General features: G+C 65.4%; 20 protein-coding genes and 1 riboswitch. Of the genes, 6 read left to right on the forward strand and 14 right to left on the reverse strand.

What is annotated here, in order from left to right; all coding sequences use genetic code 11:
- Nucleotides 1–65 precede the first annotated feature (65 nt).
- Genes cobA through cbiE form a run of 5 tightly spaced genes read right to left on the reverse strand, consistent with a single transcriptional unit; the run spans nt 66 to nt 4,429 of the window.
- Nucleotides 66–797, reverse strand: coding sequence for a uroporphyrinogen-III C-methyltransferase (gene cobA, locus V1277_RS31650; RefSeq protein WP_334419640.1), 732 nt, complete (start codon nt 795–797; stop codon nt 66–68).
- Nucleotides 794–2,104, reverse strand: a complete 1,311-nt coding sequence (locus tag V1277_RS31655; RefSeq protein WP_334419642.1) for a cobyrinate a,c-diamide synthase — start codon at nt 2,102–2,104, stop codon at nt 794–796. Before V1277_RS31655 ends, cobA begins: the two co-directional genes overlap by 4 nt.
- On the reverse strand, nt 2,104–2,886 hold the full coding sequence (gene cobM, locus V1277_RS31660; protein WP_334419643.1) for a precorrin-4 C(11)-methyltransferase: 783 nt from the start codon (nt 2,884–2,886) through the stop codon (nt 2,104–2,106). Before cobM ends, V1277_RS31655 begins: the two co-directional genes overlap by 1 nt.
- Nucleotides 2,883–3,251: a cobalamin biosynthesis protein gene (locus V1277_RS31665; protein WP_334419644.1), complete on the reverse strand. Its 369-nt coding sequence runs from the start codon at nt 3,249–3,251 to the stop codon at nt 2,883–2,885. Before V1277_RS31665 ends, cobM begins: the two co-directional genes overlap by 4 nt.
- Nucleotides 3,248–4,429 carry a precorrin-6y C5,15-methyltransferase (decarboxylating) subunit CbiE gene (gene cbiE, locus V1277_RS31670; protein ID WP_334419645.1) on the reverse strand — a complete coding sequence of 394 codons (1,182 nt, stop codon included), beginning with the start codon at nt 4,427–4,429 and terminating at the stop codon, nt 3,248–3,250. The genes V1277_RS31665 and cbiE overlap by 4 nt, the downstream gene beginning before the upstream one ends.
- Between cbiE and V1277_RS31675 the strand changes: the two genes are divergently transcribed.
- A complete protein-coding gene (locus tag V1277_RS31675) occupies nt 4,428–5,174 on the forward strand; it encodes a cobalt-precorrin-6A reductase (protein ID WP_334420504.1) in 747 nt (248 codons plus the stop codon). The genes cbiE and V1277_RS31675 overlap by 2 nt on opposite strands.
- Here V1277_RS31675 and cobJ read toward each other — a convergent pair.
- From cobJ to V1277_RS31710, 7 genes are read right to left on the reverse strand one after another with little or no spacing between them, the layout of a single operon-like run.
- On the reverse strand, nt 5,150–5,884 hold the full coding sequence (cobJ, locus tag V1277_RS31680; RefSeq protein ID WP_334419647.1) for a precorrin-3B C(17)-methyltransferase: 735 nt from the start codon (nt 5,882–5,884) through the stop codon (nt 5,150–5,152). The two genes, V1277_RS31675 and cobJ, sit on opposite strands and share 25 nt — an antisense overlap.
- Entirely contained in the window at nt 5,881–6,612 is a 732-nt protein-coding gene (locus V1277_RS31685) for a precorrin-2 C(20)-methyltransferase (RefSeq protein ID WP_334419648.1), read from the reverse strand. The genes cobJ and V1277_RS31685 overlap by 4 nt, the downstream gene beginning before the upstream one ends.
- A 2-nt stretch (nt 6,613–6,614) precedes the next feature.
- Complete coding sequence (locus V1277_RS31690) at nt 6,615–7,244, reverse strand: precorrin-8X methylmutase (protein ID WP_334419650.1); 630 nt, start codon at nt 7,242–7,244, stop codon at nt 6,615–6,617.
- Entirely contained in the window at nt 7,244–8,407 is a 1,164-nt protein-coding gene (cobG, locus tag V1277_RS31695; protein ID WP_334419651.1) for a precorrin-3B synthase, read from the reverse strand. Before cobG ends, V1277_RS31690 begins: the two co-directional genes overlap by 1 nt.
- Entirely contained in the window at nt 8,404–11,649 is a 3,246-nt protein-coding gene (cobN, locus tag V1277_RS31700; protein WP_334419653.1) for a cobaltochelatase subunit CobN, read from the reverse strand. Before cobN ends, cobG begins: the two co-directional genes overlap by 4 nt.
- Nucleotides 11,649–12,698: a cobalamin biosynthesis protein CobW gene (gene cobW, locus V1277_RS31705; RefSeq protein WP_334419654.1), complete on the reverse strand. Its 1,050-nt coding sequence runs from the start codon at nt 12,696–12,698 to the stop codon at nt 11,649–11,651. The genes cobN and cobW overlap by 1 nt, the downstream gene beginning before the upstream one ends.
- Nucleotides 12,695–13,069 (reverse strand): DUF1636 domain-containing protein, encoded by a 375-nt coding sequence (locus V1277_RS31710; RefSeq protein ID WP_334419655.1) that lies wholly within the window; start codon nt 13,067–13,069, stop codon nt 12,695–12,697. The genes cobW and V1277_RS31710 overlap by 4 nt, the downstream gene beginning before the upstream one ends.
- A gap of 94 nt (nt 13,070–13,163) precedes the next feature.
- Nucleotides 13,164–13,380: riboswitch (cobalamin riboswitch) on the reverse strand.
- A 43-nt stretch (nt 13,381–13,423) separates the two neighbouring features.
- On the opposite strand from V1277_RS31710, the gene cobO reads away from it, so the two are divergent.
- Together cobO and V1277_RS31720 are read left to right on the forward strand one after the other, a co-directional pair.
- Nucleotides 13,424–14,077, forward strand: coding sequence for a cob(I)yrinic acid a,c-diamide adenosyltransferase (cobO, locus tag V1277_RS31715; RefSeq protein WP_334420505.1), 654 nt, complete (start codon nt 13,424–13,426; stop codon nt 14,075–14,077).
- Between the two features lie 11 nt (nt 14,078–14,088).
- Nucleotides 14,089–15,537 (forward strand): cobyric acid synthase, encoded by a 1,449-nt coding sequence (locus V1277_RS31720; RefSeq protein ID WP_334419656.1) that lies wholly within the window; start codon nt 14,089–14,091, stop codon nt 15,535–15,537.
- Between the two features lie 4 nt (nt 15,538–15,541).
- Here the strand turns inward: V1277_RS31720 and cobD are convergent, their stop codons facing one another.
- Complete coding sequence (cobD, locus tag V1277_RS31725; protein WP_334419657.1) at nt 15,542–16,507, reverse strand: threonine-phosphate decarboxylase CobD; 966 nt, start codon at nt 16,505–16,507, stop codon at nt 15,542–15,544.
- An 11-nt stretch (nt 16,508–16,518) separates the two neighbouring features.
- Nucleotides 16,519–17,442, reverse strand: coding sequence for an adenosylcobinamide-phosphate synthase CbiB (gene cbiB, locus V1277_RS31730; RefSeq protein ID WP_334419658.1), 924 nt, complete (start codon nt 17,440–17,442; stop codon nt 16,519–16,521).
- Nucleotides 17,443–17,587: 145 nt separating this feature from the next.
- On the opposite strand from cbiB, the gene cobU reads away from it, so the two are divergent.
- Genes cobU through bluB form a run of 3 tightly spaced genes read left to right on the forward strand, consistent with a single transcriptional unit; the run spans nt 17,588 to nt 19,511 of the window.
- Entirely contained in the window at nt 17,588–18,091 is a 504-nt protein-coding gene (cobU, locus tag V1277_RS31735; protein ID WP_334419659.1) for a bifunctional adenosylcobinamide kinase/adenosylcobinamide-phosphate guanylyltransferase, read from the forward strand.
- Complete coding sequence (gene cobS / locus V1277_RS31740; RefSeq protein WP_334419660.1) at nt 18,091–18,879, forward strand: adenosylcobinamide-GDP ribazoletransferase; 789 nt, start codon at nt 18,091–18,093, stop codon at nt 18,877–18,879. Before cobU ends, cobS begins: the two co-directional genes overlap by 1 nt.
- A complete protein-coding gene (bluB, locus tag V1277_RS31745) occupies nt 18,879–19,511 on the forward strand; it encodes a 5,6-dimethylbenzimidazole synthase (RefSeq protein ID WP_334419661.1) in 633 nt (210 codons plus the stop codon). The genes cobS and bluB overlap by 1 nt, the downstream gene beginning before the upstream one ends.
- Nucleotides 19,512–20,372: the final 861 nt, after the last annotated feature.

Genomic DNA, 20,372 nt, shown 5'->3' on the forward strand with positions numbered 1-20,372 from the left:
TGGTGAAAAAAATTGCCCCTTCGGAAGAGCATGCGTAAAGGGGCGAGCGAGGCTCAGCAGCGGCGTCATGACGAAGACTCTCCCGCCAAGGCACCGAACAGGATTACGGCGGCCGTCGTCGCGGCGCCTCCTCTTGCAAGCTGGTCCGCAAGCTGTGCGATCGTCGTGCGGACGAGCCGCTCATCGGCGCGGCCCAGGGATTCCGCAAACAGCGCCGGCGTGTTCGGCGCAAGGCCGTGCTCGATCAGCTTGGCGGCCAAAGCCGGAAATGTGCGCCGGCCCATATAGACCACCGTCGTCGCGTCCGGATCGGCGAGCGCCGCCCAGTTCAGGTTCGCGGGCAACTCGCCGGTGACGTCGGCGCCAGTCACGAACTGCACCCGGCGTGACGTGTGACGCCGGGTCAGGGGAATGCCGGCCTGTGCCGCGGCGACGCAGGCCGAGGTGACGCCGGGGATGATCTCGTAGCCGATGCCCGCCGCGCGGAGTGCGTCGATCTCCTCTTCCAGGCGGCCGAAGATGCCTGCGTCGCCCGATTTCAGCCGGACCACGCGTGCGCCGGTTCCCGCATAATCGATGAGCAGCCGGTTGACGTGCGGTTGCTTGGTCGAGGAGCGACCGGCGCGCTTGCCAACCGCGACGAGGTTGGCGCCGGGGCGAGCAAGATCGAGGATCGCGCCGGAGGCCAGATCGTCATAGAGCACGACGTCGGCCTCGCGTAGCCGACCGGCCCCTTTCAGCGTCAGGAACTCGGGATCGCCGGGACCGGCGGAAATGAAGGACACGAACCCGCTCACCGGTCCTCCGCGATCAGATGGAAGAACGTACCGGAGGTGTTATCGCGCCGCGAGCCCGTCTCTGCGACCACCGCGCCTGTCGCATCACGCACGACCGCGAGCGGCGTATCGGGCTGCGCGATGATCGTCGAATAGTGAAACTCATGGCCGCGCAGGCGTGCGCCGGCCTTGTGCCCGGGTATCGGCGCAGCAAGCTCCGCGAGCCGGTAGCCGAGATGCATGCGACGCCGGGCAAAGCTCGTCTCAAGGCCAAGCAGGCCGACCATCTCGTGGCGTGCGCCGTCGGCATCGGTCAGGGCGGTGCCGAGCGCCATATAGCCCCCGCACTCGCCATGCACAGGACGCGTCCTGGCGAATGCACGCAATGCGCCGCGAAACCGCGCGTTAGCCGCAATTCGGCCCGCGTGCAGTTCGGGATAGCCGCCGGGCAACCAGCACACGTCGGCGCTCGCATCAGGCCCTTCATCGGCCAGCGGCGAGAAGGGCGAGATCTCCGCGCCCGCCGCGCGCCAGGCCTCCAGCATGTGCGGATAGACGAAGGAGAACGCCGGATCGCGCGCGAGCGCAATGCGCTGCCCCGGCGGAGAAACCTTCAAGTCGCGCGCCGGCGTCGACGACGACCAGGCGCCAGCGGATTGCAGCACGGCATCGAGATCGATGCGCTCGCTGACGAAGCGCGCAGCCTCGGCGATCAAGCCGCTCACCTCCACCTGCTCTTCCGCCTGCACTAGGCCAAGATGCCGCTTCGGCAAGGTAATCTCGGCATGGCGGGGGAGCGCACCGAACACCGCAATGCCGGCGTCCATCATCGCACGCCGCACGAGGTCCTCATGCCGCGGGCTCGCGACGCGATTGAGGACCACGCCGGCAAGCCGGACGCCCGCGCGGAAATCGCGCAGTCCGGCGGCGATCGCCGCGGCCGTCTGCGCCTGACCGGACGGATCGATCACGAGCAGCACAGGCCAACCCATCATCTCCGCAATGTCTGCGGTCGCACCGGTGCCTGTGACACCGCGCGCGGCGACGCCATCGAACAGACCCATCGAGCCCTCGGCGAGCACGATATCCGCATCCGCTCCGCGGCCGACCAGGCGCGCGACCGTCTCGCGATCCATGGCCCAGCTATCGACGTTGACGGAGGCGCGCCCGGTTGCGGCCGCATGAAACGCCGGATCGATATAGTCGGGACCGCTCTTGAAGCACTGCACGGTCAGCCCGCGACCGCGCCAGGCGCGCGCGAGCGCCAGCGTCAGCGTCGTCTTGCCGACCCCGGATGCGGGCGCCGATATGACGAGGCCTGCTGCCATCACGACACCTCCGGAAAGCGCGGTGCCGCTCCGACCGGCCGGTAGCGGCGGTCATAGTCGACCGCATAAAGGCGGCTGTCGGCAAACTCTTCCGAGCCTAACGTCTTGCCGACCAGAATGAGTGCGGTCCGTTCGAGCTCGGTGCCGATGGCCGAGTCGACCGTTGCGAGTGTGGCGCGCACGATGCGCTGATCCGACCAGCTCGCGCGCCAGACGATCGCGACGGGGCAGTCCGCGCCATAATGCGGCGTAAGTTCCGCGATGACCTTGTCGAGCAGGTGGATCGACAGATGGATGGCGAGCACCGCGCCGGTCGCGGCAAAGGCAGCAAGCTGCTCGCCCTCCGGCATCGCGCTCGCCCGGCCCGGTGTGCGCGTCAGCACGACGGATTGGGCAAGGCCCGGTAGCGTGAGCTCGGCCTCAAGCGCTGCGGCTGCGGCCGAGAAAGCCGGCACGCCCGGCGTGACCGTGTAGGAAATGCCAAGCGCGCGCAGGCGGCGCAATTGCTCGCCCATCGCCGACCAGATCGAGAGATCGCCAGAGTGCAGCCGCGCGACGTCCTTGCCTTCCGCATGCGCGGCAGCGATCTCGGCGATGATCCCGTCGAGCGACAGCGGCGCAGTGTTGACGATCCGCGCACCGGGCGGGCAATGCGCAAGAACACCCTCGGGCACGAGCGAGCCGGCGTAGAGGCAGACGGGACAGGCGGCGATCAGATCGCGCCCACGCAGGGTGAGTAGATCGGCGGCACCCGGGCCGGCGCCAATGAAGTGCACCGTCATTTGCCCTCTCCTTCGGCAATCGCCGCGGTGGCCATTCGATCCTGCGAAACCACCCGCGTCGAAATCAGGCGCGCGCGGCGCCCGGCGGCCGCAAGCGCTGCGGCTTCGGCGACCGACCCCGTGCCAACTCTTTCCTTGATGCGTTTGGATTGCGTCGGCGTCGCAATACCAGCCAGCACATCCGCCGGAACGGCCTTGATTGGCACACCGAGCTCACGCGCCAGGAGTTTCAGCACATCCGATTCCGCCCTGTCGCTCACCGTCGCGACCGCAGCGATGCCCTCGCGGCCGCCGGCGGCGACGAGCGCCTCGCGCAGCGAGGCAAGCGTCACGTCGCGTCTGAATCCCAGGCCTGCGACCTTCATCTGACCACACTCCATTGCACGACCGGTCGTGCCGCCTCCCAGGAACGGTACCGACCCAGTGGAGCGGCATGAGCAATCTCGACGCGCATTAGCTCGCCGCCGTGGCGTTGATGAAGGTCCGTGAGAAGCGCCTCGGTCTCCAGCGTCACGGCATGCGCTACCAATCGCGTGCCTGTCTTTAGGCGCGACCAGACGGAATCGAACATCGCCGTGTTTAGGCCGCCGCCGATAAACACTGCGTCCGGCGCATCAAAGCCCGAAAGGATGCCAGGCGCCGTTCCCTCCTTGACAGTGATCCGATGCGTCAGGCCAAAGGCCGCTGCATTGCTCCGGATGTTTGCAACACGATCTTCGCGTGCCTCGATCGCAATCGCCGTTCCCCCGCACAAGGCCCATTCGACCGAGATCGAGCCGGAGCCTGCGCCGATGTCCCACAATCGTTCGCCAGGCCGCGGCGCAAGCGCCGAAAGCGCAAGCGCGCGCATCGGCCGTTTGGTGATCTGGCCGTCGTGCGCAAGGAGATCATCCGAGAGATCAGAGCTGCGAGCGATCCCCTGCGATCCCCTCGCCTCCAGCGCAACCGCTACGAGACCGTCGCCGGACTCGGCCGCGTAACTGTCGGCGCGATGCAGCCTGACGCGTTCACGCGGGCCGCCAAGGGCCGAGAGGCCCCAGATCATTGACTGGCCCCAGCCGTGCTCCGTCAGCCATGTTGCGAGATCGCCGCCCGCCTTGCCGTCGCGCACGAGGCAAATGACCCGCGCGCCGCGCGCCAGATGCGGCACCAGCCGTTCGAAGGGCGCGGCGTGGAGTCCGAGACAGACGACAGATTCGAGACGCCAGCCCAGTCGCGCCGCCACGAGTGAGAATGTCGAAGGCGCGGAATGCACGATCCACTCGCCTGCCTCCAGCTTCTCCGCAAGAGTTCCGCCGACGCCGTGCCAGAACGGATCGCCCGACGCGAGCACCGCGGTCGGACGACCGCGACAGCTCAGCACGCCGTCCGCATCGAACGGCACCGGCCAAGGGCGGCCGCGGTTGCCAACGCTTGCAAGTGCGAGATGGCGCTCGCCGCCAAAGACGACTTCGGCCTGGGCAAGCGCCTTTCGGCTTGCCTCGGAGAGCCCAGCAAGGCCATCTTCGCCGATGCCGATGATGGTCAACCAGGGACTAGCCATGATGCGCGCCCTCATCCTGGGCGGAACCGCCGACGCCAATCTGCTCGCGGACAAGGTGGCACGCGCCGGATTCGACGCGATCTACTCCTACGGCGGTCGCACCCGTGCACCCGCGAACCAGCCGGTGCCGACCCGTATCGGCGCCTTTGGCGGCGCGAGTGGCCTTGCCGACTACATCCGTCGCGAGGGCATCACGCATGTGGTTGACGCAACGCATCCGTTCGCCGCCGAGATGAGCCACAACGCGACTGCGGCATGCGCAGAAACCGGAACGCCGCTGATTGCGCTCGAACGCGCACCCTGGGCCAGAACGTCCGACGACAACTGGATCGAGGTTGCCGATATCGCTTCTGCTGTGGCGGCTTTGCCAGAACACCGCGCTCGGGTGTTTCTCGCCATCGGGCGGCAGCATATCGCGCCTTTCGGTGCGAGGCCGCAGCACGCCTACACATTGAGGTTCGTCGATCCGCCCGAGGGCGCGCTTCCGTTCGATGCAGACGTGATCGTGTCGCGCGGGCCGTTCACCCTCGACGCCGAACTGGAGATGATGCAAGCGCACGGCATCGAATGGATCGTCGCCCGCAATTCCGGGGGAAGTGGTGCCCACGCCAAGATCGATGCCGCGCGCGCGCTCGGTCTTCCCGTCATCATGCTCGCGCGCCCGCAATTGCCCGACCGATTGCGGGTAGAAAGCGTCGCCGAGGTCATGCAATGGCTCGGTCATCGGGTATGCCTCGGTGCATAAACCCAGCGGCCGACGCGGCGCGTCGCCGAATTGCCGACGATCACGAGCGTCCGCATGTCAGCCATCTCGGGCCTAGCGTCACCCAGCCTGACCGTCTCGATCCGCTCGTCGGGCGCGCTGACCGCCCGCGCGAAGACAACGATGCGCTCGCCGCAGCCTGCATCGTTCAGGATGTCCAGCGCGCGCCCAAAGCCTTCTGGCCGGCTCGCCGAGCGCGGATTGTACATCGCGATTGCGAAGTCGGCTTCGGCGGCAAGCCGCAGGCGCTTCTCGATCACCGGCCACGGCTTGAGGTTGTCAGAGAGATTGATCGCGCAGAAATCATGGCCGAGCGGCGCGCCAGCGCGGGCGGCCGCGGCCAGCATCGCGGTCACGCCGGGCAGAACGCGGATGGAAAGCCCCTGCCATTGCGGCTTCTCTTCGAGCGCCTCGAACACGGCAGAGGCCATGGCGAAGACGCCGGGATCGCCGGAGGACACCACGACAACATGATGGCCTTCGGATGCAAGCCGCAAGGCTTCACCCGCGCGCTGCAATTCGACGCGATTGTCGGACGGATGCAGCGTCAGCCCGTTGCGCGGCCGCACGCGCGCGACATAGGGCGCATAGCCCACGATGTTGGTGGCAGCCGCAAGCGCGGCTGTGACTTCCGGCGTGACCAGTGCGTCGTCGCCCGGCCCAAGTCCAGCTATGGTCAGCGTGCCCGTCATTCGGCTGAAACCAAGCGCCGCCCCTGCCCATGCACCAGCACGATCGCGAAGTAGGGACAGTCGGCTTCGTCGACATCGATCAGTCGCGCGACGCGCTCGCCCGGCATCGTCCCGCGCTCGACCAGCCACGCGTCCGCCAGACGGCCTGCGGAGGCAAGCGCGCGACGCACCTTTGTCAGGTTGCGTCCGGTTTTCATGATGATGAGCGCGTCGGAACTGAGCATCCGCCGCTCCAGTTCATCCTCTGCCAGCGTGCCCATCAAGACGGTCGTCACGTCGTCGCCAAGGGCGATCGGCTGGCCGACCGAATTCCAGCAGCCCGCCATGCCGGGAATACCGGCGATCACCTCGATCTCGGCCCGTCCCTGCAAGCGTGCGTGCAGATGCATGAAGGAGCCGTAGAAATGGGGGTCGCCCTCGCAGAGGACGGCGACATCGACGGCACGCGAAAGCCGCGCCAGGCGTTCCGCCCATTCGTCGTAGAAGCCCGAGAGCAGGCGAACGTACTCCGGACTGTCGAAGGCGATCTCCGTCGTAACCGGATATTCCATCGGATACTCGGAGACATCCGCCGCCAGCATCCCCTCGACGATGCGGCGCGCCTGGCCGGGCCGCCCTTTCTTGCGGAAATAGGCGACATGCTTTGCCGCGCGCACCTCGCGATCGGCGCGTACGCTCATTAAGTCCGGATCGCCTGGCCCGAGCCCGCAGCAGATGATACGCCCCATCGCTATTCGCTCCGGTTCGCCAGCGCATTCACGGCGGCAACTGTGATCGCCGAGCCGCCGAGGCGACCCTCGACCGTCAGCGCCGGCACGGGCGGATCGGCCATCAACGCGGCCTTTGATTCAGCCGCGCCCACGAAACCAACGGGGCAACCGATGATCGCCGCCGGCCTCGGGCAATCGCAGTCCTCCAGCATGTTGAGGAGATGGAACAGCGCGGTTGGCGCATTGCCGATCGCGACAATCGCGCCCTCAAGGTGCGGCCGCCACAGCTCCACCGCCGCGGCGGAACGAGTATTGCGCATGGACTGCGCGAGCGCGAGAACGGTGGGGTCGCCGAGCGTACAGATGACCGCGTTGCCGGCCGGCAGTCGCGCACGCGTAATTCCCTCCGACACCATCCGCGCATCGCAGAGAATGGGCGCGCCGTTCTCAAGGGCGGAGCGCGCGGTCCTCGCCATGCCGGGCGTGAAACGGATATGCGCTTCGAGACCCACCATGCCGGCAGCGTGGATCATGCGCACGGCCACCGGCTCCTCGTCGGCCGTGAAGCGGCCAAGATCCGCCTCGGCCCGGATGGTGGCAAAGGATTGCCGGTAGATCGCCACACCGTCAGTCTCATAGACATGCGGCATCAGCGTGCTCCCGCCAAGACGCAGAGACTTTCGACGATTCTTGCGCCACTCAGGCCAGACCTGACAGGCGTGTCCCGCGTCGAGCCGTCACGGACAAGATCAAATCCTTCGCTGGTCGCAACCAGCGTGATCGACGCCGGGCCGGAATGGGCGCAGCCTTTCGCGCAACCGGAGACGTGAAGCCGGGCGTCGGCGGCGATGTGCGGGGCGAGTTCCGTCGCCAGCACGCGCGTATCGGCATGCGCCTCGCGACAGCGCGGAGCACCACTGCAAGCGACCACACGAAGCGCCGGGTCATCGGCTTGCGTGATGAGGTCGTCGCGGCGAGGCATCTCACGCAAACCCTCGACCAGCATCATCCGCCACGGCGTCATGCGAAGCGCCTGCCCGTAACCGGCGAGATGACGAAGCGCCGAATGAGTTAATTGTCCGAACGTCGCGCCGACCAGTGCACCCTGCGGATAAAGGTCGGGCAGCGGTGCGACGGTCACTGATGTGGGTCTGGCATGGCCGCGTAGCGCCTCGGGCAGCCGCGCGCCGGCACGAAGATGGGCCGCCATCCGCCCTCGCCCGCCCTTTGCTCCGCCCGACGTCACGAACCATTCGGCCAGCGCAAGCGTGACACTGACCACTTCCGTCCGTGTAACGGAGCGACCGAGTTCTGCACCGTCGGCGCGCACGATGAGTCCGCCCGCGGGATCGCGCTCGATGCGCACATCAGCCGACGCGGTGGTGAGCGCACGCTCCTTCCCGTCATCAACCGCAAAGCCAAACTTGGTTGGAAGATCGAGTGCGCTGTTGGCAAGCGCTCGCTCGAGTTCGATGACAAGCGAAGATGAATCATCGCCGGCGCTCCAGAACGGCGTCACCAAAATGTTGCGCCGCGATTCGGTCTCCGTATTTGAATCGAGCAGTTCCAAGCGCGCGAGCCAGTCGAGCAGAGGCAGATGACAGTCATGGCTCACACCACGGACCTGGAGATTGGCGCGGCTGGTGAGATCGATCAGGCCGTTGCCGTAACGTTCGGCCAGATCAGCAAGGCCGGCCGCCTGCCTTGCATCGAGCCGCCCGCCAAAGGGCCGCACGCGAACCACCAGCCCATCGCCTGACAGCATCGGCCGCAAGGCGCCAGGGCACCACCCCTTGATCGCAACCGCGTTCATGACGCCTCGCGCAGCGCGGCCGCGATCGAATTGCGGCGCGTCTTCCACAGCGACGCCTCATGCAGACGGGTGAAGCAGGTCTCCATCGCGGCGAGCGCTGCCGAATTCTCGCGCGACATGAAGGCGCGGACATCGTCGTTGCCCAGCGTCGCGTCGTAGTAGAGGTCGAACAGATGCGGCGGCACGGCATCGGCAAGATGTGCAAAGGCGGCCATATGCTCGAGCGTCGCCGTGATCTCGGCCGCGCCACGAAAGCCGTGGCGCATCATGCCCGCGATCCAGTCCGGATTGGCGGCCCGCGCGCGCACCACGCGCGATACCTCCTCGGTCAATTTGCGGGCCCCCGGCTGATCGGGACGCGTGGCATCGAGATGATAGAGCTTCACCGCCGTGCCGAGCCGCGCCGCGGCCGCCGCAACGCCCGCCTCATGCGCCGCATAATCAGCGGCGAGCAGCAGGTCTGTCTCCGGCAGATCCTGCGTATGGACAAAGGCATCGGCGGCAGAGAGCCGTGCCTCGATACCCGCGCGGTCGGGCTGCATCGCGCCATCGGACGAGAAGGCCCAGGACGATGCCGACAGCCAGGCCTCGCCGGCCGCATCGCGCGATTCCTGCGTGAAGACGTCAGGTATTGACGACAAGCCGACGCCATACTGCCCGGGAGGCGGTCCGAACACGCGTGACGCGCGATGACGATATGGATTTTCCTCGCCCTCGTCCTCGCGCCCGGAGAGCGCCTCGGCCGCGGCCTCGAACAATTGCGCCAGACCGGCAAAGACGTCGCGGAACAGGCCGGATACGCGCAGCGTGACGTCGGTACGGGGACGGCCGAGCTCGGCTGGCGCGATGATGTCGTAACCCGTCACGCGGCCCGATCCGTGATCCCAGCGCGGCGCGACGCCCGCCAGATGCAGGGCCATCGCAAAATCCTCGCCCGCGGTACGCATGGTCGAGGAGCCCCAGAGATCGACGACGAGCCCCTTCGGCCAGTCGCCGTGATCCTGCAAGTGACGGCGCAGCAATTCCTCGGCGAGCTTGATGCCTTGCGAATGCGCCGACGGCGTGGGTACGGCGCGGGGGTCGACGGCAAACAGATTGCGGCCCGTGGGCAACACGTCCTGGCGCCCGCGATATGGCGAGCCCGCCGGCCCCGGCGCAACGCGCCTTCCGGCAAGTGCCCCGAGCAGCGCCGCCTTCTCCGCCTCGCCGCAAGCGCCGCGGCCGAACACATGCAGGCCGTCACCGTACTGGCTTTCCTTGAGATCGCAGACGAAGCGATCGATCAAAGGAATGGCTTCGGCTGGTCCATCCGAAGCGCCAAGGCCCAGATCATCTTCCACCCCGGCGGCACGCGCTTCATCGCGGATGGCCGCAATCAGGCGCTGACGCCGCGCGGGATCAAGGCCGTCGGCCGTCGAGTATTCATCAAGGAGCTGCTCCAGCCGACGCAGGCCGTCCGGCAGTTCGGCCTTCGCCAAAGGCGGCGGCAGATGGCCGATTGTGACCGCGCCGATCCGCCGCTTGGCCTGTGCCGCCTCGCCGGGATCGTTGACGATGAACGGATAGATCACCGGCAGGTCGCCAATCAGCGCTTCCGGCCAGCATGCGGGCGACAGCGCAACGGACTTGCCTGGCAGCCATTCGAGCGTGCCATGCACGCCCATGTGGATGACGGCGTCGATGCCTTGCTGTCTAAGCCACCGATAGAACGCAACATAGGCGTGGCGTGGCGTGCGCGAGAGATCATGATAGTCAGCATCGCGCTGACCGACCTCGCCACGCTCCGGCTGAACCGCGATGACGGCCTTGCCACAGCGGATCGCGGCGAAGCGAAACGCGCCGCCACGGCAGCTCGGATCCTCCTCCGGTGCGCCCCAGGCGCGCGCGAGGTCATCCTGCAACCGGCGTGACAGGCCTGACAGCGCCGTACGGTACTCGGCGACGCTCCAGGTCAACTGCTCCCGCAGCAAAACACCGCCAAGCGCCTCCGCCGCCTCGACATCGAAACCGGCTTCGCCGAGATCGGAGAGCAGCGCCTCGACGGAGGCGAGCGCGTCGAGCCCGACCGCATGAGCGATCTGATGCGGACGGCCCGGATAGTTCGAGAGCACGATCGCCAACCGCTTTTCGTTGGCCGGCTTGCTCGCGAGCCGATGCCAGGCCGCGACCCGCGCAGCGACGGCGCTCACGCGCTCGTCGTCGGCTCTGTGCGCGAGATGGGCGAACTGCAGATCGGGATCGCGCTCGCCCGGCGACTTGAAGCTCACGACACCGGCGAACAACCGGCCATCGACCTCCGGCAAGACTACATGCATCGCGAGGTCACCTGGCGGGAGGCCGCGAAGCGACTCCGCCCAATCCTCGCGCCGGGCCGTGGACAAGGCGACCTGGAACACCGGACACGCAGCAGCATCGAATGGTGTCGTGCCGTCGTCACCGATTGCTGAGAACGCGGTCGCGTTGACGATGGCCGCCGGAGGATGCTGCGCGAAATGCGCACGCAACCAATCCGCGACGCCCACCGCTTTCAGCGAGGTGACGAATGCACCGTATGCGTCAAAGCCCGTCTGCCGCAGCGCTGCGATCAGCGCGTCGACCGGACCTGTGTCGGCGGCCGTGAGATAGGAGCGATAGAACGTAACCAGCGCACGCGGCCGTCCATCTCCTGTCGGCTCTGCCACAACACCGCGAGCAGGGTCATAGAAACCGATCTCGGGAATATCGATCTCACCGACGACAGGTCCCGCATAAAGGCCCGACGCCAGCGCAAGCTGCGCGATCGCCGCTTGTGCGGCGACCGGACCGCCCTTGTCACAGAGAACCTTGAGCCGCCTCAGCGTTGAGACCGGCAGTGTGGAGAAAGCATCCAGCCGTTCATCGTCGCGACCGTCCGCCGGCAGCACCGCTAGAGCGATGTTGCGATCCTTGGCGAGCTGATGCAACGCCATGAGCCCATACGACCAGTAGGACTCCCCGCCAATCAGGCGCACGAGGATTCCCCGCGCCTGCGACAGCGTTCGCTCGACATAGGTGTCCACCGACAGCGGGTGACGCAGCTCCGCAAGATTGGCGAGCCTCAGCGACGGCGGGTCGGCCCGCCGCCCTCGCCGCCAGCCTGACGCGAAGGCTGCAAGATCGCTGTCCGAGAACGAGAGCACCACGAGATCGGCCGTGTCCTGGCCGATGTCTCTGGGCGTCGCGGTCTCCTCAAGGCCGCGGCTCTCGCGAAAAACGACGTGCATCAGATGCCTAGTCCCGCAATACCAAGTCCTGCTCTGATCGCGGCTTCATCGATGTCGCCGTGTTCACCGATCACAACCAGTTTCGATTGCCTCGCCCGCGTGCCCCATGGCTGGTCGAACTGATGCCGCACGCGCTCGCCGACCGATTGCAGCAGCAGCCGCATCGGCTTGCCTTCGATCGCGATATAGCCCTTGGCACGCAATACATTCTGCTCGCGCGCCAGCCGCTGGATCGCGACAACCAGCGCATCGATATCCGTCACTTCCGGAAGATCGACGACGATGGAGGCAAAATCATTGTGCTCGTGCTCGTCCTCGCCGTCATGATGCGAGGGGCGCGCGGCAAGATCGTCCTCGGCGGCCGCTTCGAGACCGAGGATCACGCGCGCATCGACGGCGCCATCTACGACCGTCAGCATCGGCACGCGACGCGGCATCTCGGCCTCGATCGCAGCCTTTGCCGCTTCGAGCCCGGCCGAGCCGGCAAGGTCTGCCTTGGTGAGCAGCACGATATCGGCGCAGGCGATCTGGTCCTCGAACACTTCCGACAGCGGCGTCTCGTGATCGAGACTGTCATCGGCCGCGCGCTGCGCTTCCACGGCGTCCGGATCCGGCGCAAAGCGACCGGCAGCTACGGCCTCCGCGTCAGCCAGCGCGATTACGCCGTCGACCGTGATCCGCGACCGGATCTTCGGCCAGTCGAACGCCTTCAGCAGCGGTTTTGGCAAGGCCAGTCCCGATGTCTCGATCAGGATGTGATCCGGCCTCACCTGGCGCGCGAGCAGCTGCTCGATGGCCGGAATGAAATCGTCGGCCACGGTGCAGCAGATGCAGCCATTGGCGAGTTCGACGATATTTTCCGCCGGACAATTGGCATCGGCGCAGGACTTCAGGATCTCGCCATCGACGCCTTCGCTGCCGAACTCGTTGACGAGCACTGCGAGCTTCTTGCCGTTGGCGTTGGTGATCAGATGCTGGATCAGCGTCGTCTTGCCCGATCCAAGAAAGCCGGTGACGACGGTGACGGGGACCTTGGCGAGGGAGTTCATTCGGCGGCCTCCGGCACGACGGCAATGGGCGGAATGCGAGCAAGCGATTGCTTGCGGAAAATTTCGGGGCGGCTGCGCCACGGCACGATGCCATCGGGCGCCGTCGCATAGGCCGATGCGCCGGCAATCACATCGCGTGCGTTGGCATCCGACAGGCGGCCATAGACATAGGACCATCGTCCCGGCGCGCTGAGCGCGACCGAACAGCCCTGGCTGCACGCGGACAGACATTCGACGGGAACCACGCTGACACCTTCGGGCACGCCGGCGTCGAGAATGGCGGCATGCAGGCGCTTGCCGGGCGCGGTCTCGCCCTCCGCCAGCGTCTGGCCGGCACGGCAGGTAATGCAGACGTGAAGTGTGACAGTCATCGCCCCTTCCAGGATAATTAGCGGGAGGCGATGAGGCGCGCGAACCCATCCGAAGGAAGGCTCGCTTCCCCGTCGCGGAACACCCCGTCCGCCGGTCCAAAACGTTGCGCTGGCAGGTCTCCCGGCTTGCGGAGCAGGATTTCTTCCTTCGATGCCCGCCTTCCCGACCCCGTTGGGGCAGTGGCTTCGGGCATCTCTCCGGTCACGGTCGCGGGGGCGGCTGCTTTTCGAACCCAAACCTCTCGATTTGAGCCCTATCGCATTCCCTCTTCGCCTGTCGTAGGACAGGAACCAACGCAGGCCTACCATTTGCTTTGGGCCGCGACTTGTCAAGCCGAAGGACCACGTCAGATGATGTCTGAACAAGATGCCGCCGAAGGCGAGCAAATTGTCGCCTCCGAGGCCTCGGCCGACGCCCGCCATACAACGAAAATGGCGAAGAAAAAGGCCGCCCGCGACAAGATCATGTCGACCAAGAGCGGCGAAAAGGGACTGATTATCGTCCACACCGGCGCGGGAAAGGGAAAGTCATCCTCCGCCTTCGGCATGATCGTGCGTTGTGTCGCACATGACTTCCCTTGCGCGGTCGTGCAGTTCATCAAGGGGGCTTGGGATACCGGCGAACGCCGCCTTCTCACCGGCCATTTCGGCGATCTCTGCCAATTTCATGCGATGGGCGAAGGCTTTACCTGGGAAACGCAGGACCGCGCCCGCGATATCGCCGCCGCGAAAGCCGGCTGGGACAAGGCGAAGCAACTGATTCTGGATCCGACCTTGCGCATGGTCGTGCTCGACGAGATCAACATCGCGCTCCGCTACGACTATCTGGAGATCGCCGAGGTCGTCGATTTCCTGAGGGCACACAAGCCGCCGATGACGCACGTCGTTCTCACCGGCCGTAACGCCAAGGACGAGTTGATCGAGATCGCCGATCTCGTCACCGAGATGACACTGGTGAAGCATCCCTTCCGCTCTGGCATCAAGGCGCAGCCGGGCGTCGAGTTCTGAAGACAATTTCGATGGCGCGCGCATTGATGATCCAGGGAGCAGGCTCGGACGTGGGCAAGTCGCTCATTGTCGCAGGACTCGCGCGCGCCGCGAGGCGCCGTGGTTTGCGCGTGCTCCCCTTCAAGCCGCAAAATATGTCGAACAATGCGGCGGTAACGGTCGACGGCGGCGAGATCGGCCGCGCGCAGGCCTTGCAGGCGTTGGCCGCTGGCGTCGAACCGCACACCGACATGAATCCTGTCCTGCTTAAGCCGGAAACTGATGTCGGCGCGCAGATCATCGTGCATGGCAAGCGCATCGCGACGGCGCGCGCGCGCGAATATGCTTCTTTGAAGCCGTCGCTCATGGGGGCGGTGCTCGAGAGTTTTGCGCGACTGAAGGATCGTGCCGATCTCGTGCTCGTCGAAGGCGCCGGCAGCCCGGCCGAGGTCAATCTGCGCAAAGCCGACATCGCCAATATGGGCTTTGCGCGAAAAGCCGCCGTCCCGGTGGTGCTAATCGGCGACATCGACCGCGGCGGCGTCATTGCTCAGCTCGTCGGTATCAAGACCGTGATCGATCCTGAAGACGCCGCAATGATCCAAGGCTTTGTGATCAACAAATTCCGCGGCGACCCCACGCTGTTTGGCGACGGTTATCGGCTGATCGAAGCCAGGACATCCTGGCGCGGCTTCGGGGTGCTGCCCTATTTCACCCGCGCGAGCGAGCTTCCGGCCGAGGATGCGTTGGGCCTCGGCGAAGCGCGCAAGCCCGGCCAATGCAAGATCGCGTTTCTTGCATTGTCGCGGATCGCCAATTTCGACGATCTCGATCCGCTGAAGCTCGAGCCCGGTATCGACCTCGTGATGGTCCGCCCCGGTGAGGCCATTCCCGGCGACGCCAGGCTCGTCATCATTCCCGGCTCGAAGTCGACGCGCGGCGATCTCGCCTTCCTGCGCGCGCAGGGCTGGGACATCGATCTGCTCGCGCATCACCGCCGCGGCGGTCACGTGCTCGGCGTCTGCGGCGGTTACCAGATGCTCGGGCACAGCGTGGCCGATCCCGAAGGGATCGAGGGACCGGCGGGAGAAACGGACGGGCTCGGGCTCCTAGATGTAACGACGGTGATGACCGGGGAGAAGACGCTCACCCGCGTCACCGCGCAGCACGCGGAAACGAGGCAACCGATCGATGCCTATGAGATCCATATCGGGCGAACTGATGGGCCTGATCGCGCGCGTCCATTCGCAATGCTCGATGGCGCGCCGGAAGGAGCGATCTCACGTGACGGCCGCGTGTACGGCAGCTATCTGCACGGCCTGTTCGCCTCCGACAACTTTCGCAGCTTGTTTCTCGGGCAATTGGACATTCCGGTCACGGGCCAGCAGTACCGCGTAAGAGTAGAGAGTGCACTCGATGCGCTCGCCGATCACATCGAGGCGCATCTAGATGTCGAAGGACTGCTTGCGCTTGCGCGTTGAGGGATCAGCGCGATAGAGCGGCGGCCAGGCGCGCCCATTCGGTCTCGTCGCCTGGCAGGCCTAGCCGCAACCACCCCGGCTGTTGCTCGAAGACGCGCGACCAGATACGCGCGCCGGCGAGGCGCTCCTGCGCAGCACGCCCGTCCTCGGTCTCATAGAGACGGAAAAGCGGAGCGCCGCCGACGAGACGCCACCCCTGTGGTTTCGCTTCGGCATCGAGCCGCAGGCAATCGCGCGCAAGGCGGGTCGCAGTCGCCTTGGCCCAATCGCGATCGAGCAAGGCACGCCGTCCGACCGCAATCGCGGCGCCGGAAACTGGCCACGGGCCAGCCATCGCGGAAAGCGCCGCGATGTCCTCTTCCCCACCGAGCACGAAGCCGAGACGCAGGCCCGCGAGCCCATAAAATTTTCCGAACGAGCGCAGGATCAGGAGACCAGGTCGTCCCGCCTCCGCTGCCAGCGACAGTTCGGGCGTGGCGTCGGCAAAACTTTCGTCAATGACGAGACGACCCACGCGTGTCAGCAACGCGAGCAGCTCAGCCTTGTCATGGTGTCGGCCGTCGGGGTTGTTTGGATTGACGACCACGGCGAGGTCGGCTCCGGCCAACGCATCGAGCGTGGGGACTTCGGCCGCGTCCCAACCGGCGGCCGAGAGAGCCGCAACGTATTCATTGTAAGTCGGCGCGAGAACGCGGGCTCGGCCATGTGGCGCAAGCCGCGGCAAGAGCTGGATGGCCGCTTGCGCACCGGCCATAGCCAGAATTGATGCACTGATCCCATAGGCCTGCCGCGCGGCTTCGTGCAGGGATTCGATATCGGAATGCGACGGAAGCGCGCTCCAGTGCAGCTGTCCTATCTCGCCGACCGGATAGGGTTGCCGATTGATGCCGGTCGACAGATCGATCCAGTCCTGCACGCGCCCGCCGAAACGCTGCACTGCCCGATCGAGATTGCCACCATGCTCGCGCATCGCCTGCCTCGTCATGCCAGAGCCAACGCCACGAGCGAACCGCCGAGCAACGCCATCGCGCGGACGTAGAGCCTGAGGCCCTGCCGGAGATCCGCAGCAAGCGGATCGCGTGCACCCTCGTTCAACCAGGGTTCCTCGGTCATGGTGCCATGATAGCTGCGCGGCCCGCTCAGTCGCACACCGAGCGCGCCTGCCATGGCAGCCTCCGGCCAGCCGGCGTTGATTGAGCGATGGCGGCTCGCGTCACGCACCATACAGGACAGCGCCTCCGAGACACGCGCGGAGACCAGCACGAAAAGAAAGCCTGTCAAACGCGCGGGGATGAAGTTGGCGACATCATCGATGCGCGCGGCCGCCCAGCCGAAATACAGATGACGTTCGGAACGATGGCCGATCATGGAGTCCAGCGTATTGATGGCCTTGTAGCCGAAAATTCCCGGCAGGCCGAACAGCGCGCCCCAGAACACCGGCGCGACGATGCCATCGGACGCGTTTTCGGCAAGACTCTCGATGGCTGCGCGCGCGATCCCCGCCTCATCAAGCGTTGCGGGATCTCGCCCCACGATCTGTGCGACCGCGAGACGCGCGGCATCGATATCGCCAGATTGCAGCGGCTGCGCCACCGCCGCGACATGATCATAAAGCGAGCGAAGCGCGACCATGGGCCACGCGAGGATTCCGAGGATCATGACGCTACCCCATCCCGGAGGCAGCGCGGCCTGCACGATCCAGCCCAATGCAACACACAGCCCGATCACCAGAAGCGCGGCGGCGAGGCCTGCGATGCGGCGGATCGCCGGCCCGGCGGCGGATCGGTTCCAGCTGCGGTCAAGCAAACTGATAAGCCGGCCAAGCCAGGTCATGGGGTGGCCGATGCGCGCGAACAGCGCGCCGGGCCACCCCAAGAGGGCGTCCACCATCATCGCCACCGCCATTGCCCTGGCAAAACCCACGCGTCGTGTCCTGTTACGCCCGCCCTGATGCGCAAGAATTGCAACGGAACGCAAGCCCTCAGAGGAGAAATCGGCTTTGTCTTTACCGGCGATTGATGGTTAGTGCGGGGTCGGAACGGAGAATTCGATGGCGATTGTGTTGATCACGGGAGGCGCCAGGTCGGGGAAAAGCCGGCGCGCCGAGGCGCGCGCGCACGCCTATCCCGGCCGGCCTGTCTACATCGCGACCGCCGAAGCGCTTGATGCGGAGATGGAGGAGCGGATCGCCCAGCACCGCGCGCACCGCGGCAACGACTGGATCGAGCGCGAGGCTCCGCTCGATCTCGTGCAGGCGCTGACCGACACGGACAACGGCGGCGCCCGCCTCGTCGATTGCCTGACACTTTGGCTGTCGAACCTCTTGCACGCCAGACGCAATTGGCTGGAGGAAGCCGCCCTGTTGACTGCCGCGCTTGGCCGACAACGCAGCCCGGTCATTCTCGTGACCAACGAAGTCGGCCTCGGGATTGTGCCGGACAACGCGCTGGCGCGCTCCTTTCGCGATGCGGCCGGTCTGTTGAACCAAAACGTTGCCGCGGTGGCCGACGAGGTCGAATTCGTGGTCGCGGGATTGCCGATAAAGGTCAAGTAATGTTTCAGGTCGCGCAACTCCGCAGCATTCTCGCCGATTTGAGGATCGGCATTTCTTTCGCCACGATTCTTCCCTTCGGTCCGCCCAACGCTTTGGACGATAGCGGAGTTACGCGCGCAAGCTGGTCGCTGCCCATTGCAGGATTGCTCGTCGGCTTGGTGGGATCAACGGTGTACACGATCGCTTATGCGCTTGGCCTGACACCGGGTCCGGCCGCGATGCTGGCGCTCGCAAGTACGGTCATTGTGACCGGCGCGCTCCATGAGGACGGGCTCGCCGACACCGCGGACGGACTTGGCGGCGGCCGGACACGCGAGCGCAAGCTCGACATCATGCGCGACAGCCGGATCGGCACCTATGGGGCGTGTGCGCTGATCATATCGCTGGCTCTGCGCTGGAGCGCGTTGGCGGCGATCGCCGCGCCGCGATCGGTCATGATCGCACTCCTCCTCGCACACGCTGCCGCGCGTGCAGGAGCGCCTACCTTCATGGCGTTTGTGCCGCCGGCACGGCCCGACGGCCTTTCGGCACGCGCGGGACAGCCAGCACCGCAAAACGCCGCTATTGCGCTTGGCCTGGGCACTCTCGTGCTCGCTCTCGGCTTTGGGCCTGGCAAGGCGATCCTGGCAATGGCCCTGCTCGCCTTGATCGGACTGATGATGGCCCGGCTCGCAATTAAACAGATCGGTGGGCAGACGGGGGATATATTGGGTGCGTTCGAGCAGCTTGCCGAGACCGCTATCCTGCTGATGGCAGCATCCCTCCTTCACTCCAGCCTGCAACTCTGATGGTCGCCTTCGACGATCAATTTCGTCACCAATTGCGCGAGCTCTTCATCTGGCGGCGCGATGTGCGGCGATTCCGGACCGATCCGCTTCCTGATGGCGCGCTTGAGCGGCTCATCGAGATCGCCTGCCTGTCGCCATCGGTCGGGCTGAGCCAGCCCTGGCGGTTCGTCATCGTCGAGGACGAGGCGCGGCGCCGCGCCGTAATCGATGACTTCAAGGCCTGCAATGCCGACGCCCTGGCGTCCTATTCAGGAGAGCGCGCGGCGCGGTACGCAACGCTAAAGCTCGCGGGCCTCGAAGAAGCGCCCGGTCACCTCGCCGTTTTTATGGAGAAGGCAAGCGACTTGGGTCATGACCTTGGGCGCGCCACAATGCCAGAAATGCTGGAGTATTCCGTCGTCGCAGCCATCTGCTCGATGTGGCTCGCTGCGCGGGCCGAAGGAATCGGATTTGGATGGGTCTCGATCCTGAACCCTGCGCGCATCAAGGAAATCTTAAACGTGCCGAGCTCTCAAAAACTCATCGCTTATCTTTGCCTCGGCTATCCCCAGATGGCGTTCGATCGTCCCGAGCTTGAGCTAACGAATTGGGAATATCGACGCTCGTCGACCGAATTCACGGTCCGACGCTAACCCGTCGCGCGACGGTGATCGAAAGGAAGCGTGGTCGATTGCGCCAGCGATGGCAGACTCAGCCAATATCGGTGCTGTTGGACTTCACCAAATTAAGTGACGCGGTCGCATCGCAAGGCACATGCGCTAGGCCCGACGACACCGCGTAAGTATGTCCGGTTTGCGCCGATACTGTTGAAACACTCGAAAATCGCCGGGCTCCGAAAATCTCGCAAATGTAGCGCATTGGCGATTTCAGCCGCTGCAAGGCGCTGTAGAATCGATACGAGGGCCCACGATAGTTTTTGCGGTAATTGATATGGTCCCTCACCTCGCAGCGAGAGAGAGAGAGAGAGAGAGAGAGAGACGCACCAGCGGTCCAGAGAATTTTCACTCATCAGCTAGAGAGGACTTTATCAACACAATTCGCCACAAGTGGACATCCGAGATGTCGGTTTTGTCCCTCAGTGCGGGTTGTCCGGTCGCCTGCGCAGGTCATTGACCGCCGAGAGGTCGATCAGCGAGCGGGTCGAACACCTTCTGCCTGCACCTCGAGGTCTCGACATAGACAGGCCTTACCATCCGACCCGAGCCCGACTATCTTTCTTTTGTCTTACTGTAAATCGGCGAGCCGTTTGACCCCCAATCGGCGTCCAACGCAGACCCCACCTCGAAGTTATTGGTACTGCGAAGGAAAGCAGCAGTTGGCTGGGGTCACTGTTGGACGCCTATAGGGGTCAAAGTTCGGAGCCGATACACAGACTCCACCACTGCAATACTGCGTAGCGCCCATACGAAGCTCCGTGGTCGTTTTTGTGTGAGACGATGTGGTTCCCTCATATCGCCGCGTGCGAAAGGCATCAGCGGTCCTGAAAAATTTTG

It is taken from the genome of Bradyrhizobium sp. AZCC 1588 (assembly GCF_036924735.1).
In the GTDB taxonomy this organism is placed as follows: Bacteria; Pseudomonadota; Alphaproteobacteria; order Rhizobiales; family Xanthobacteraceae; genus Bradyrhizobium.

What these genes read in the sequence shown, in the direction of transcription:
- V1277_RS31655 (WP_334419642.1), bottom strand. Translation starts at nt 2,104, where the DNA reads ATGGCAGCAGGCCTCGTCATATCGGCGCCCGCATCCGGGGTCGGCAAG.
- cobM (WP_334419643.1), bottom strand. Translation starts at nt 2,886, where the DNA reads ATGACGGTGCACTTCATTGGCGCCGGCCCGGGTGCCGCCGATCTACTC.
- V1277_RS31665 (WP_334419644.1), bottom strand. Translation starts at nt 3,251, where the DNA reads ATGAAGGTCGCAGGCCTGGGATTCAGACGCGACGTGACGCTTGCCTCG.
- V1277_RS31675 (WP_334420504.1), top strand. Translation starts at nt 4,428, where the DNA reads ATGATGCGCGCCCTCATCCTGGGCGGAACCGCCGACGCCAATCTGCTC.
- cbiE (WP_334419645.1), bottom strand. Translation starts at nt 4,429, where the DNA reads ATGGCTAGTCCCTGGTTGACCATCATCGGCATCGGCGAAGATGGCCTT.
- cobJ (WP_334419647.1), bottom strand. Translation starts at nt 5,884, where the DNA reads ATGACGGGCACGCTGACCATAGCTGGACTTGGGCCGGGCGACGACGCA.
- V1277_RS31685 (WP_334419648.1), bottom strand. Translation starts at nt 6,612, where the DNA reads ATGGGGCGTATCATCTGCTGCGGGCTCGGGCCAGGCGATCCGGACTTA.
- V1277_RS31690 (WP_334419650.1), bottom strand. Translation starts at nt 7,244, where the DNA reads ATGCCGCATGTCTATGAGACTGACGGTGTGGCGATCTACCGGCAATCC.
- cobG (WP_334419651.1), bottom strand. Translation starts at nt 8,407, where the DNA reads ATGAACGCGGTTGCGATCAAGGGGTGGTGCCCTGGCGCCTTGCGGCCG.
- cobN (WP_334419653.1), bottom strand. Translation starts at nt 11,649, where the DNA reads ATGCACGTCGTTTTTCGCGAGAGCCGCGGCCTTGAGGAGACCGCGACG.
- cobW (WP_334419654.1), bottom strand. Translation starts at nt 12,698, where the DNA reads ATGAACTCCCTCGCCAAGGTCCCCGTCACCGTCGTCACCGGCTTTCTT.
- V1277_RS31710 (WP_334419655.1), bottom strand. Translation starts at nt 13,069, where the DNA reads ATGACTGTCACACTTCACGTCTGCATTACCTGCCGTGCCGGCCAGACG.
- cobO (WP_334420505.1), top strand. Translation starts at nt 13,424, where the DNA reads ATGTCTGAACAAGATGCCGCCGAAGGCGAGCAAATTGTCGCCTCCGAG.
- V1277_RS31720 (WP_334419656.1), top strand. Translation starts at nt 14,089, where the DNA reads ATGGCGCGCGCATTGATGATCCAGGGAGCAGGCTCGGACGTGGGCAAG.
- cobD (WP_334419657.1), bottom strand. Translation starts at nt 16,507, where the DNA reads ATGCGCGAGCATGGTGGCAATCTCGATCGGGCAGTGCAGCGTTTCGGC.
- cbiB (WP_334419658.1), bottom strand. Translation starts at nt 17,442, where the DNA reads ATGGCGGTGGCGATGATGGTGGACGCCCTCTTGGGGTGGCCCGGCGCG.
- cobU (WP_334419659.1), top strand. Translation starts at nt 17,588, where the DNA reads ATGGCGATTGTGTTGATCACGGGAGGCGCCAGGTCGGGGAAAAGCCGG.
- cobS (WP_334419660.1), top strand. Translation starts at nt 18,091, where the DNA reads ATGTTTCAGGTCGCGCAACTCCGCAGCATTCTCGCCGATTTGAGGATC.
- bluB (WP_334419661.1), top strand. Translation starts at nt 18,879, where the DNA reads ATGGTCGCCTTCGACGATCAATTTCGTCACCAATTGCGCGAGCTCTTC.